The sequence below is a fragment of the [Leptolyngbya] sp. PCC 7376 genome, from assembly GCF_000316605.1.
Taxonomy (GTDB): domain Bacteria; phylum Cyanobacteriota; class Cyanobacteriia; order Cyanobacteriales; family MRBY01; genus MRBY01.
The window spans coordinates 3358631-3371770 of the sequence record NC_019683.1 but is presented as its reverse complement, the minus strand read 5'-3'; the positions used below and the strand labels follow the sequence as shown (position 1 = coordinate 3371770).

Annotated in this window: 11 protein-coding genes; 6 read left to right on the top strand and 5 right to left on the bottom strand. The window is 44.8% G+C overall.

The window, feature by feature from the left end:
* Positions 1–98: 98 nt before the first annotated feature.
* Positions 99–620, top strand: a complete 522-nt coding sequence (locus LEPTO7376_RS15135; protein WP_015135039.1) for a TolB family protein — start codon at positions 99–101, stop codon at positions 618–620.
* Between the two features lie 11 nt (positions 621–631).
* On the opposite strand, the gene LEPTO7376_RS15130 is transcribed toward LEPTO7376_RS15135, so the two are convergent.
* Entirely contained in the window at positions 632–1819 is a 1188-nt protein-coding gene (locus LEPTO7376_RS15130; protein ID WP_015135038.1) for a GNAT family N-acetyltransferase, read from the bottom strand.
* Between the two features lie 257 nt (positions 1820–2076).
* Here LEPTO7376_RS15130 and LEPTO7376_RS15125 point away from each other — a divergent pair, with 257 nt between their 5' ends.
* Together LEPTO7376_RS15125 and sfsA are read left to right on the top strand one after the other, a co-directional pair.
* Positions 2077–2580: a hypothetical protein gene (locus LEPTO7376_RS15125; protein WP_015135037.1), complete on the top strand. Its 504-nt coding sequence runs from the start codon at positions 2077–2079 to the stop codon at positions 2578–2580.
* A gap of 105 nt (positions 2581–2685) precedes the next feature.
* Entirely contained in the window at positions 2686–3429 is a 744-nt protein-coding gene (sfsA, locus tag LEPTO7376_RS15120; RefSeq protein ID WP_015135036.1) for a DNA/RNA nuclease SfsA, read from the top strand.
* Between the two features lie 20 nt (positions 3430–3449).
* Here the strand turns inward: sfsA and LEPTO7376_RS15115 are convergent, their stop codons facing one another.
* From LEPTO7376_RS15115 to LEPTO7376_RS15100, 4 genes are all read right to left on the bottom strand, one after another.
* Complete coding sequence (locus tag LEPTO7376_RS15115; RefSeq protein WP_015135035.1) at positions 3450–5174, bottom strand: NAD+ synthase; 1725 nt, start codon at positions 5172–5174, stop codon at positions 3450–3452.
* A 12-nt stretch (positions 5175–5186) separates the two neighbouring features.
* Positions 5187–6143 (bottom strand): class I SAM-dependent methyltransferase, encoded by a 957-nt coding sequence (locus LEPTO7376_RS15110; protein WP_015135034.1) that lies wholly within the window; start codon positions 6141–6143, stop codon positions 5187–5189.
* A gap of 202 nt (positions 6144–6345) precedes the next feature.
* Positions 6346–6780 (bottom strand): hypothetical protein, encoded by a 435-nt coding sequence (locus LEPTO7376_RS15105; RefSeq protein WP_160148475.1) that lies wholly within the window; start codon positions 6778–6780, stop codon positions 6346–6348.
* Positions 6781–6872: 92 nt separating this feature from the next.
* Positions 6873–7250 carry a YadA-like family protein gene (locus tag LEPTO7376_RS15100; RefSeq protein ID WP_160148474.1) on the bottom strand — a complete coding sequence of 126 codons (378 nt, stop codon included), beginning with the start codon at positions 7248–7250 and terminating at the stop codon, positions 6873–6875.
* Between LEPTO7376_RS15100 and LEPTO7376_RS26510 the strand changes: the two genes are divergently transcribed.
* From LEPTO7376_RS26510 to LEPTO7376_RS15090, 3 genes are read left to right on the top strand one after another with little or no spacing between them, the layout of a single operon-like run.
* A complete protein-coding gene (locus tag LEPTO7376_RS26510; protein WP_015135031.1) occupies positions 7234–10017 on the top strand; it encodes a hypothetical protein in 2784 nt (927 codons plus the stop codon). The genes LEPTO7376_RS15100 and LEPTO7376_RS26510 overlap by 17 nt on opposite strands.
* On the top strand, positions 10007–10606 hold the full coding sequence (locus LEPTO7376_RS26505) for a hypothetical protein (protein WP_015135030.1): 600 nt from the start codon (positions 10007–10009) through the stop codon (positions 10604–10606). The genes LEPTO7376_RS26510 and LEPTO7376_RS26505 overlap by 11 nt, the downstream gene beginning before the upstream one ends.
* On the top strand, positions 10596–12665 hold the full coding sequence (locus LEPTO7376_RS15090) for an Hpt domain-containing protein (RefSeq protein WP_015135029.1): 2070 nt from the start codon (positions 10596–10598) through the stop codon (positions 12663–12665). The genes LEPTO7376_RS26505 and LEPTO7376_RS15090 overlap by 11 nt, the downstream gene beginning before the upstream one ends.
* Positions 12666–13140: the final 475 nt, after the last annotated feature.

Sequence of the window (13140 nt, the reverse complement as noted above, 5' to 3'; positions counted from 1 at the left end):
TGGATTTTTGCCTCTAAAAATATTGAAATTTATCGCGCTTTCTGGAGGGGCGATCGCCCTGCACCGTAAACTAAAAAGAGGACTATCGAAACGATCGGATGTCACACCTCCGTTTTCAAACATTTATTCTTCTCCTCGGCACTACCTTCGCCTTATCCAGTTGCGCAGGCTCAACCCGCATTATCAATTTTCCGCTCGATCCGGGGGGGCGCAGTCTTAATAGCCGATCCATCGAACTTGACCCCGAAGTGGCCAGTAAATATATTGTTTTTGCTTCGGATCGCAACGGCTCACAGGATATTTATTTATTTGAGATTGATACTCGCCAAACAGTTCTTTTACCTGGCTTAAATTCACTGAATGAAATTGCATCGCAACCCTCGATTTCTGAAGATGGACGCTATATTGTTTTTGGGGTTAGTAGACAGGGAGAATCGGATATTTATCTCTTCGATCGAGAGTTTCAACAAAAGCGAAACCTAACAAGGGATACGACCCAAGAAGTACGTAATCCAAACATCAGTGCCGATGGTTCTACGATTGCTTATGAGATTGCAGAGAATGGTCAGTGGGATATTGTTTTAATCGATAGATCTGGCGATCGCCTAGAGATTGAATAAGCAATTTTTGTCTAGGAAATATCTAACTGCACTTCAGATTTATTGAACGGCATATCTTGATTGATTGCATCGATTTCAGCCTGTTCCATTTCATTGATTTCGCCAATGTATGCATTGAGAATCTGCTGCATCCGGGGCTGATAAAACTGATGCAAACTGTAATTCGCTCTAGCCGGGAAACCACGCCGCCGTTTATGTTTGCCGCCTGCACCAGGATCATAGCGTTTGATGCCATTGGCGATCGCCCACTGAATCGGTCGGTAATAACACGCCTCGAAATGGAGACAATCATATTCATCAAATGCCCCCCAATATCGGCCATACATATTTTCATCTTTGCGGATACAAAACGATAAACCAACTGGATGCTGATCATCACTTTCAGTATAGGCAGTGGCGAGAACAACTCGTTCACGGTAGGTAGTGGCAAGATTCGAGAAAAAACGTTTTGTAAGATATTTACTACCCCAAAAAAACTTATCGCAAGTACTACTATAAAACCGATAAATTAGCGGAAAATAATGGTCGGGAATTTCATCACCCGCGAGAATTTTCATCTGCAAGCCAGCTTTATCAACGGCCTTTCGTTCGCGCTTAATATTTTTGCGTTGATTCGAGGTAAATACAGCTAAATAATCATCAAAAGTTTCAAAGTTTTCATTACCCCAAATATAACCGTGGTGTAACCAAGCACTAAAGCCTAATTGCTCCATTATTTCTTTCCATTCGGAGTCAACAAATAGAAAGTTACAGCCTGAAATTTGGTGGCGATCACAGAATTGATTAATGGCAGCCACCATCAGCCGACAAATTTCCATCTCATCTTCGCTGAGGTCAATCAAAAACCGATAGCCTACCGCCGGAGTAAATGGCGTCATCCCCACCATCTTCGGATAATATTCATGACCCAAACGATGGGATAAATCCGCCCACTGATGGTCAAATACAAATTCGCCATAGCTATGACCCTTAATGTAGAGAGGAGCCATCGCCACAAATTCGCCGTCTCGCTTCACCGATAAATGACAGGCTTGCCACCCAGAACGGTTACCGACACTGCCCGAAACTTCGATATTGTTTAGCCATTCCCATTCCATAAAAGGGGTTTTTAGGGGTTGAGCCAAAGCATCCCAGACTTCCTTGGGGATATCCGCGATTTCACTGTGCCATGTAACTGTGTATTGTGACGTTGCGACCATCGTTCAGGCAGGGATTGCGAGTTTTTACTACCTTAATTGATCTGCCCTAATTTTGCATGGTTAAAGGATAAGTGTAATGAGCAAAATATTAGTTTTGATAAAGGCGTAAATTCTGACGTTTTGATTTGATATTTTGCAGACTTACAGAAAATTTTCTTAGGGGCGATCGCCAATCGTTTTTGGATTGACTGGTATGGTGGGAAATAGAGAATTAATGCGATTCCCAGTAAATCAAAAGTATTGAGATAGGTTGCAGTATGTTGGGGCTGACATCAGGCAAAATTCGGGACATTCCGTGGGTTTCTCTAACTTTATTTTGTTTAACCTACGGCATCTTTGGTTGGATCGCTGGCAGTTTATTTGACGATTGGCAAACTTGGATTTTAGCCCACCAAAAATGGTTTCTTTGGGATATTAATGAGGCGATCGCCTTGCGGATGAGTCAATGGTTTGGGGCTGGACTCGTTTTTATTTTGATGGTGATCTTGACCGCACCATTACGTATTGTCCAAATTCTGTTTGGTAGTTGGCTACGCTCCGATACGAGAGCATTTATGTCAGTCTTCGGCTGGGCATTCACTGCTGTTTTGATTATTTGCTGGTTTCATCATTTTGCGAAACTTTTTGTGCTGGTTTCCGCTGGAATGCTCTGCCATCTTGATTTACAACTATGTGGCTGTCGCGCTTGGCAAGTATTCATCATTCTGACAATTTTAGGGTTAGGTAGTTATCTCCTCGGCGTTCAAAGTTTTAATCTATAGAACATCTCTGCCATTTAAGGTAAAAGTTGCCTAGATGTCGTCAGCGATAGATGATCAAGGATGATTTTGTGGGCGATCGCCCTTTCCCGAGTGACGTAATTTTCTATGACTAACCCCCTCGTTTATCGCTATCCACCCCTGATTGCAGGCACATTAGTTAAACGCTATAAACGCTTTCTCTCCGATATTGAGCTAGAGTCTGGCGAAATTGTCACAGCCCATTGCCCCAACACTGGCCCCATGACTGGTGTCTGCCAAATTGGTGCACCAGTGATGCTCTCGAAAAGTGACAACCCCAAACGCAAACTAGCCTACACATGGGAAATGATTCAGTTATCAGAGCCAGAACCGGTTTGGGTGGGAGTTAATACAAATTTGCCGAACCGCGTCATTAAAGCAATGCTCAACGAGAAACTAATCTCAGAGCTAGCTGAACGTTATGACAAGGTACGTTCCGAGGTGAAATACGGCAAGGACAATAAAAGTCGCATTGATTTTCTCTTGAGCCGCGACGAGGAACCATCTATTTACGTCGAAGTAAAAAATACCACTTGGACCCATGGCTCTCTCGCTCTTTTCCCAGATACAGAAACCACCCGTGGCCAAAAACATTTGCGGGAATTAATTGATATTCTGCCAGACTCAAAGGCGGTAATGCTCTACTTCATTAACCGTGGCGATTGTGATCGGTTTGCCCCTGGCGATAGCAAAGACAAAAAGTATGGTGAGCTATTTCGGGAGGCGATCGCCGCAGGTGTGGAAATTTTGCCTTGCCGTTTTAATGTGACACCAGAAGGAATCGAATATCTCGGCACAGCTCCTTGGCAATCCTCCGAACCCGAAACCTAATTCTTTTATTAATCACTCAATTACCAACGTGAGGCGATCGGCATCCGCCAACCTGTTCCAAAAGCCCGATCTGTAATTTTCAAACCGGGAGCAGCTTGACGACGCTTAAACTCGGTACGATGCAAAAGCCTAAACACTTGGGCGACCACATCCGGGTCATGGCCCGCTTCAATCAGGTCGGGTGTAGATTGATTTTTATGGATAATCCGTTGCAAAATATCGTCGAGAATTTCGTAGGGTGGCAACGAATCTTGATCCACTTGGTCAGGACGCAACTCAGCACTAGGGGGCTTAGTAATAATATTTTCGGGAATCACTTCCTTGTCACGGTTCAGCCATCGACATAATTTAAAGACCAGCAACTTCGGGACATCAGCAATTACAGCAAGGCCACCATTCATGTCGCCATAGAGGGTGCAATAGCCCACTGACATTTCTGATTTATTGCCCGTCGATAGCAACAAATAACCAAATTTATTGGCGATCGCCATCAGGAGATTACCGCGAATTCGAGACTGCAAATTTTCCTCCGCTACCCCAAATTCCGTACCGGCAAATAGTGGTTCGAGCATCTGATCAAATGCTTCCATTCCGGTCTGGATTTTAATCGTCTGATGATTAATCTCTAAATTTTCGGCCAGAGCAACAGCATCACTCACTGAATGTTCTGAACTAAATGGTGATGGCATTAAAATCCCTAATACATTAGCTTCTCCCAAAGCATCGGTGGCGATCGCCGCCACTAGAGCTGAGTCAATTCCTCCACTCAAACCAAGCACAACTTTCGAGAAGCCACATTTCCACACATAATCCCGAAGACCTAGCACAAGAGCCTGATAAACCTCTGCTTCATCACAGTCAAATTCTGGTGTAATCGTTTGGTGGAAATTACAAGAAATCTGTTCTTTTAGAGCACCAATATTTTGCAAGGATTTATCAAATTCCAGCGCCATCAACACCGACTTAAAACTAGGAGCACGACAAACAATTTTGCCCTGAGTATTCATCGCCACACTACCACCATCGAAAATCAAATCATCATTACCGCCCACTTGATTCGCATAGATAATTGGGATTTGGTAGCGCCATGCAGCATGATGCAACATCCCTTCTCGCAAACGCTGTTTTGCAATGGTGTAAGGGGATGCCGAGAGATTCACGATAAAATCAACCTCTTCCTCAGCAAGCTGTTCGAGGGGATTTACTTCATAGCTACGTTTGCCCCAAAAGGAGTCGTCATTCCAGAGGTCTTCGCAAATTGTCACCCCAATTTTGATGGGGATGGCAGGGTGAAGCTGGGTCTGGTCAGCGGCAGGATATAAATGAAACCAATTGGAAATGGAGCCCGCTTCAAAATAACGGTCTTCATCAAATACATCGTAAGTGGGCAGCAGTTGCTTATGAAAAATACGCTGCACTTTGCCCTTATCAATCAAGGCAATACTGTTGTGTAATGGCTTTTCACCACTGGCAACGGCTTGATCATTCACCGTTGCGAGTCCCACCAACACAGCAATTGTTGGGGGCATTTGCGCAGCTAAGTCATTCAACTGATACTGCATCCGCGCTACAAAATCAGCCTGAGTCAACAAATCCCGGGGCGGATAACCGCATAGGGATAATTCTGGAGTCAGCAGTAAACGAATATCGGCGATCGCTGCAATTTTGGCCGCTTCTAAAATTTGATTAGCATTACCTTCTAGATCTCCGACAGTGGGATTTAGCTGGGCGATCGCAATTTTCATTCTGAGAACAATTTAAAGAGGTTTACGGGCAATAATCGTACGGTGACGAGGATCGCTAGGCACAGTGGTCAAATAATCAAAACCACTCTGTTTTAAATTATCTTCCACATCAAAAGTGTAATATTCATCACTCCAAGGTTCTGTACTTTTCATCAGCACAAACAATGCTGGAGGCAAACTCTGAATTACAGGTGACTTCGGATTATTATCCACAATGGCAAAACAACCACCTGGTCGCAAAATCCGCAGACATTCCTGAAAAATATCTTTTGTCGCCTGATTCGGTAGCTCATGAAGCACAAATTGCATTGTGATCACATCAAAGGAATTATCCACAAATCCAGTCGACTCAGCCTTCCCATGCTGCCACTGCACTTTATTCTCAGAGTCACGGATTTTCGCCACGGCCAACATATATGGCGATAAATCTAAACCGACAGTCTGGATTTGTGGCGATCGTTCTTTCAGAAACGTATCAAGAGCCATCGTCGAAATCCCAACAGAACAGCCAATATCAAGAACATCATTCACCTGGTCAGGTAGATACTCCGCCATCACCTCCAGAAACGTACTCCGCAAACGCGCTTGGGCAACAGCTGGAGTCAGTGGCTCATTTTTCCACACCCTCAATGCCATAGATTCTGTCGCAGGAGCAGCCTCAAAAGCTGCTTTCCAACATAAATTACCTTCGTCATATGCATGGAAAGGCACATTGTAATACTCAGGGTAATCAAGCTCTAGATCAACAATCTCTTGAAAACATTGTTCTGCTTGATCTTTATCAAAATCTTTAACAGTCTGTCGCCACGGAATACCATTCTTCTCCGCTGTTTTAATGAGTACCTGACGAGCTTGATATTTCATCAAGTTATAAAGAGGCTTGGTTCGAATCAACAGATTTACTAGACGAGAGAGCCAATCTTCGCCTGCCCAATCTGGTTTCTCTTTGGCGATCGCAATTTCAGACATGAAAAAATTATTAAAAGAGATCAAAAAGTTTCGTTCCATTCTACTGTCATTAACCCCTTACTCAGATCCAGACATACATCCATAACACTCAAACTCAAATTCCCAAGAAAAAAGGATTTAGAGCAAATTGTCTAAATCCCGTTGATATTTACAGTATTCAATTTTGATGTGATCAACTCAAGAGAAAAACCGATTCAGATTACTAACTCCCAGTTTCATTAGATACCGGTCTGATAGCAACCGTTAATCCATCTATTAAAAACCGACCATCAACTAAGTTGAAAACCAAATCAAACTCAACTAACGGTGAAGTTTCAAAATATCCAACAACCCGAAGATTATTCTGAGTATCTAAAGTTGGTTCAACAGTAAATACTGCTGGATATTCCACTATAGCTGCGAAATCTAAACCATACTCTCGAATTGCTTTAAAGATTTCAGCTAATTCTTCTTCGGAATTATTGGCTTTGAAAGCATTAGAAGAGAGAGCTTGTAAAACTGAATAATTTTCAGTTAGATTGGCTTGATTTAAAGCGACCAATGTGGATTTGACCAAAGTATTTACAAATATTCGATCAGCTTCATTGGTAATAGCAGCTCTTAAAGCTGGTATTTCCTCAGACTGAGCAAGTACCAAGGAGGAATTCAGGAAAGGGGAGGAAAGGAGGAGAAACCCTCCAATCAATCCCTTTAAGCAGATTCTCGAAAGTGAACGATTAAGCAAGCTCATTACCATTGAATCGATAAACCGGCAGCGGCACCAAATGTGTCCTTATTCAGACCAAAACCAACACCGGTGTTAAAGATCACCTGAAGTCCAGGGCTATTCGGGTCAGTGAATGAGAATGTTCCACTGATGGCAATCGACTGCTGATTCTTGAATGTACCGAATGCAACACCAAGACCATACCGCTTACCAGGAGCTAAGCCCTTAGTCAAACTAGACAATGCAAGCGCTATCGAAATACCAGAACTATTCTCTTCAATCTCATCGAATGCTTGTTCAATAAGAGCTCGGTTTTCAGCGATATTAGCCGCATTAGTCGCAATACTCGAACTATTTTCAGCAATATTTGAAGCATTCACGCTAATGCTCGAAGAGTTCACGCTAATGCTCGAAGAGTTCACGCTAATGCTCGAAGAGTTCACGCTAATGCTCGAAGAGTTCACGCTAATGCTCGAAGAGTTCACGCTAATGCTCGAAGAGTTCACGCTAATACTCGAAGAGTTCACGCTAATGCTCGAAGAGTTCACGCTAATGCTCGAAGAGTTCACGCTAATGCTCGAAGAGTTCACGCTAATGCTCGAAGAGTTCACGCTAATGCTCGAAGAGTTCACGCTAATACTCGAAGAGTTCACGCTAATGCTCGAAGAGTTCACGCTAATGCTCGAAGAGTTCACGCTAATGCTCGAAGAGTTCACGCTAATGCTCGAAGAGTTCACGCTAATGCTCGAAGAGTTCACGCTAATGCTCGAAGAGTTCACGCTAATGCTCGAAGAGTTCACGCTAATGCTCGAAGAGTTCACGCTAATACTCGAAGAGTTCACGCTAATGCTCGAAGAGTTCGCGCTAATGCTCGAAGAGTTCACGCTAATGCTCGAAGAGTTCACGCTAATGCTCGAAGAGTTCACGCTAATGCTCGAAGAGTTCACGCTAATGCTCGAAGAGTTCACGCTAATGCTCGAAGAGTTCACGCTAATGCTCGAAGAGTTCACGCTAATACTCGAAGAGTTCACGCTAATGCTCGAAGAGTTCGCGCTAATGCTCGAAGAGTTCACGCTAATGCTCGAAGAGTTCACGCTAATGCTCGAAGAGTTCACGCTAATGCTCGAAGAGTTCGCGCTAATGCTCGAAGAGTTCGCGCTAATGCTCGAAGAGTTCGCGCTAATGCTCGAAGAGTTCACGCTAATGCTCGAAGAGTTCACGCTAATGCTCGAAGAGTTCGCGCTAATGCTCGAAGAGTTCGCGCTAATGCTGCTGCTATTCACCGAGATACTCGAGGAGTTCGCGCTAATGCTGCTGCTATTCACCGAGATACTCGAGGAGTTCGTCGCTAATACTGCTGCTATTCACCGAGATACTCGAGGAGTTCGCGCTAATACTGCTGCTATTCACCGAGATACTCGAGGAGTTCGCGCTAATACTAGAGCTATTCACCGAGATACTCGAGGAGTTCGCGCTAATACTGCTGCTATTCACCGAGATACTCGAGGAGTTCGCGCTAATACTGCTGCTATTCACCGAGATACTCGAGGAGTTCGCGCTAATACTAGAGCTATTCACCGAGATACTCGAGGAGTTCGCGCTAATACTGCTGCTATTCACCGAGATACTCGAGGAGTTCGCGCTAATACTAGAGCTATTCACCGAGATACTCGAGGAGTTCGCGCTAATACTGCTGCTATTCACCGAGATACTCGAGGAGTTCGCGCTAATACTAGAGCTATTCACCGAGATACTCGAGGAGTTCGCGCTAATGCTGCTGCTATTCACCGAGATACTCGAGGAGTTCGCGCTAATACTGCTGCTATTCACCGAGATACTCGAGGAGTTCGCGCTAATGCTGCTGCTATTCACCGAGATACTCGAGGAGTTCGCGCTAATACTAGAGCTATTCACCGAGATACTCGAGGAGTTCGCGCTAATACTGCTGCTATTCACCGAGATACTCGAGGAGTTCGCGCTAATACTAGAGCTATTCACCGAGATACTCGAGGAGTTCGCGCTAATACTAGAGCTATTCACCGAGATACTCGAGGAGTTCGCGCTAATACTAGAGCTATTCACCGAGATACTCGAGGAGTTCGCGCTAATACTAGAGCTATTCACCGAGATACTCGAGGAGTTCGCGCTAATGCTGCTGCTATTCACCGAGATACTCGAGGAGTTCGCGCTAATACTGCTGCTATTCACCGAGATACTCGAGGAGTTCGCGCTAATACTAGAGCTATTCACCGAGATACTCGAGGAGTTCGCGCTAATACTAGAGCTATTCACCGAGATACTCGAGGAGTTCGCGCTAATACTAGAGCTATTCACCGAGATACTCGAGGAGTTCGCGCTAATGCTGCTGCTATTCACCGAGATACTCGAGGAGTTCGCGCTAATACTGCTGCTATTCACCGAGATACTCGAGGAGTTCGCGCTAATACTGCTGCTATTCACCGAGATACTCGAGGAGTTCGCGCTAATGCTGCTGCTATTCACCGAGATACTCGAGGAGTTCGCGCTAATGCTGCTGCTATTCACCGAGATACTCGAGGAGTTCGCGCTAATGCTGCTGCTATTCACCGAGATACTCGAGGAGTTCGCGCTAATGCTGCTGCTATTCACCGAGATACTCGAGGAGTTCGCGCTAATACTGCTGCTATTCACCGAGATACTCGAGGAGTTCGCGCTAATACTGCTGCTATTCACCGAGATACTCGAGGAGTTCGCGCTAATACTAGAGCTATTCACCGAGATACTCGAGGAGTTCGCGCTAATGCTGCTGCTATTCACCGAGATACTCGAGGAGTTCGCGCTAATACTGCTGCTATTCACCGAGATACTCGAGGAGTTCGCGCTAATACTGCTGCTATTCACCGAGATACTCGAGGAGTTCGCGCTAATACTAGAGCTATTCACCGAGATACTCGAGGAGTTCGCGCTAATGCTGCTGCTATTCACCGAGATACTCGAGGAGTTCGCGCTAATGCTGCTGCTATTCACCGAGATACTCGAGGAGTTCGCGCTAATGCTGCTGCTATTCACCGAGATACTCGAGGAGTTCGCGCTAATACTGCTGCTATTCACCGAGATACTCGAGGAGTTCGCGCTAATACTGCTGCTATTCACCGAGATACTCGAACTATTTGTCGAGATGCTCGCTGAGTTCGTACTGATACTCGAACTGTTCACTGAGATGCTCGAACTATTTGTCGAGATACTCGCTGAGTTCGTACTGATACTCGAACTGTTCACTGAGATGCTCGAACTGTTCACCGAGATGCTCGAACTATTTGTCGAGATGCTCGCTGAGTTCGTACTGATACTCGAACTATTTACCGAGATACTCGAACTGTTCACTGAGATGCTCGAACTGTTCACCGAGATGCTCGAACTATTTGTCGAGATACTCGCTGAGTTCGTACTGATACTCGAACTGTTCACTGAGATGCTCGAACTGTTCACCGAGATGCTCGAACTATTTGTCGAGATGCTCGCTGAGTTCGTACTGATACTCGAACTATTTACCGAGATACTCGAACTGTTCACCGAGATACTCGAACTATTTGTCGAGATGCTCGCTGAGTTCGTACTGATACTCGAACTGTTCACCGAGATACTCGAACTATTTGTCGAGATGCTCGCTGAGTTCGTACTGATACTCGAACTATTTACCGAGATACTCGAACTGTTCACCGAGATACTCGGAACTGTTCACCGAGATACTCGAACTATTTGTCGAGATGCTCGCTGAGTTCGTACTGATACTCGAACTATTTACCGAGATACTCGAACTGTTCACCGAGATACTCGAACTGTTCACCGAGATACTCGAACTATTTGTCGAGATGCTCGCTGAGTTCGTACTGATACTCGAACTATTTACCGAGATACTCGAACTGTTCACCGAGATACTCGAACTGTTCACCGAGATACTCGAACTATTTGTCGAGATGCTCGCTGAGTTCGTACTGATACTCGAACTATTTACCGAGATACTCGAACTGTTCACCGAGATACTCGAACTGTTCACCGAGATACTCGAACTATTTGTCGAGATGCTCGCTGAGTTCGTACTGATACTCGAACTATTTACCGAGATACTCGAACTATTTACCGAGATACTCGAACTGTTCACCGAGATACTCGAACTATTTGTCGAGATGCTCGCTGAGTTCGTACTGATACTCGAACTATTTACCGAGATACTCGAACTGTTCACCGAGATACTCGAACTGTTCACCGAGATACTCGAACTATTTGTCGAGATGCTCGCTGAGTTCGTACTGATACTCGAACTATTTACCGAGATACTCGAACTGTTCACCGAGATACTCGAACTGTTCACCGAGATACTCGAACTATTTGTCGAGATGCTCGCTGAGTTCGTACTGATACTCGAACTATTTACCGAGATACTCGAACTATTTGTCGAGATGCTCGCTGAGTTCGTACTGATGCTCGAACTATTTGCCGAGATGCTCGCTGAGTTCGTACTGATACTCGAACTATTTACCGAGATACTCGAACTGTTCACCGAGATACTCGAACTGTTCACCGAGATACTCGAACTATTTGCCGAGATGCTCGCTGAATTCGAAGAAATACTCGAACTGTTCACCGAGATGCTCGAACTATTCACCGAGATACTCGAACTGTTCACCGAGATACTCGAACTATTTGCCGAGATGCTCGCTGAGTTCGTACTGATGCTCGAACTGTTTACCGAAATGCTTGAGCTATTTACCGAGATGCTCGAACTGTTCACTGAGATGCTCGAACTATTTGTCGAGATGCTCGCTGAATTCGAAGAAATACTCGAACTGTTCACTGAGATGCTCGAACTGTTCACCGAGATACTCGAACTGTTCACCGAGATACTCGAACTATTTGCCGAGATGCTCGCTGAGTTCGTACTGATGCTCGAACTATTCACCGAGATACTCGAACTGTTCACCGAGATACTCGAACTGTTCACCGAGATACTCGAACTATTTGCCGAGATGCTCGCTGAGTTCGTACTGATGCTCGAACTATTCACCGAGATACTCGAACTGTTCACCGAGATACTCGAACTGTTCACCGAGATACTCGAACTATTTGCCGAGATGCTCGCTGAGTTCGTACTGATGCTCGAACTATTCACCGAGATACTCGAACTGTTCACCGAGATACTCGAACTGTTCACCGAGATACTCGAACTATTTGCCGAGATGCTCGCTGAGTTCGTACTGATGCTCGAACTATTCACCGAGATACTCGAACTGTTCACCGAGATACTCGAACTGTTCACCGAGATACTCGAACTATTTGCCGAGATGCTCGCTGAGTTCGTACTGATGCTCGAACTATTCACCGAGATACTCGAACTGTTCACCGAGATACTCGAACTGTTCACCGAGATACTCGAACTATTTGCCGAGATGCTCGCTGAGTTCGTACTGATGCTCGAACTATTCACCGAGATACTCGAACTATTTGTCGAGATGCTCGCTGAGTTCGTACTGATGCTCGAACTATTTGCCGAGATGCTCGCTGAGTTCGTACTGATACTCGAACTATTTACTGAAATGCTTGAGCTATTTACCGAGATACTCGAACTGTTCACCGAGATACTCGAACTATTTGCCGAGATGCTCGCTGAGTTCGTACTAATACTCGAACTATTTACTGAAATGCTTGAGCTATTTACCGAGATGCTTGAAGAGTTCGCACTAATGTTTGCACTATTCGTTGAGATGCTATTTGTTACGTCTGCGAGAGGAACCCCAGAATCATTAGAACCGGCACCGCCTGTAGTTTCGATATTTTGAGCTTGAGCTATCCTATTCGACCTATTCGAAGGAATTGATATCTCTGCCAATGTCCATAATCCTGCTGTTGCAAGAAACAGTGTCAAAGCTGGAGAAGTTAGGGATAGGGCAAGTTTAAACTGAATCTGGGGCTTCATGACGGCAACTTAGGCAAGGGGTTATTGAAGGAGTTTGAGCTAGAGACTAGGGCATTGAAGTATTACAAAATCAGCTCTACTTCGAGAAATTCGTTATAACGTCTCTCAACCGACGTGAACACGAATTACACTTTGCCCCTAGTTTTAGTCATAGCTTCTGGAAATTTAGCACTGGATTTTGTTTCTTGCAATAGCTATAGATACTGTGGTCTACAGCATTGGAGAAAATCTTTAGTCGAGATTGTTTGTACGAAGGATAAACAGGCTAATTAAGTTCTCATACTTAAGTATTTGACCAAAATCTGGAACATTTTAACGTTCCAACGAAATTCACGACG

Coding starts and splice junctions, on each gene's coding strand:
- LEPTO7376_RS15115 (WP_015135035.1), bottom strand. CDS start 5,174: ATGAAAATTGCGATCGCCCAGCTAAATCCCACTGTCGGAGATCTAGAA.
- LEPTO7376_RS15110 (WP_015135034.1), bottom strand. CDS start 6,143: ATGTCTGAAATTGCGATCGCCAAAGAGAAACCAGATTGGGCAGGCGAA.
- LEPTO7376_RS15090 (WP_015135029.1), top strand. CDS start 10,596: ATGCTCGCTGAGTTCGTACTGATACTCGAACTATTTACCGAGATACTC.
- LEPTO7376_RS15135 (WP_015135039.1), top strand. CDS start 99: ATGTCACACCTCCGTTTTCAAACATTTATTCTTCTCCTCGGCACTACC.
- LEPTO7376_RS15130 (WP_015135038.1), bottom strand. CDS start 1,819: ATGGTCGCAACGTCACAATACACAGTTACATGGCACAGTGAAATCGCG.
- sfsA (WP_015135036.1), top strand. CDS start 2,686: ATGACTAACCCCCTCGTTTATCGCTATCCACCCCTGATTGCAGGCACA.
- LEPTO7376_RS15125 (WP_015135037.1), top strand. CDS start 2,077: ATGTTGGGGCTGACATCAGGCAAAATTCGGGACATTCCGTGGGTTTCT.
- LEPTO7376_RS26505 (WP_015135030.1), top strand. CDS start 10,007: ATGCTCGCTGAGTTCGTACTGATACTCGAACTGTTCACTGAGATGCTC.
- LEPTO7376_RS26510 (WP_015135031.1), top strand. CDS start 7,234: ATGCTCGAAGAGTTCACGCTAATGCTCGAAGAGTTCACGCTAATGCTC.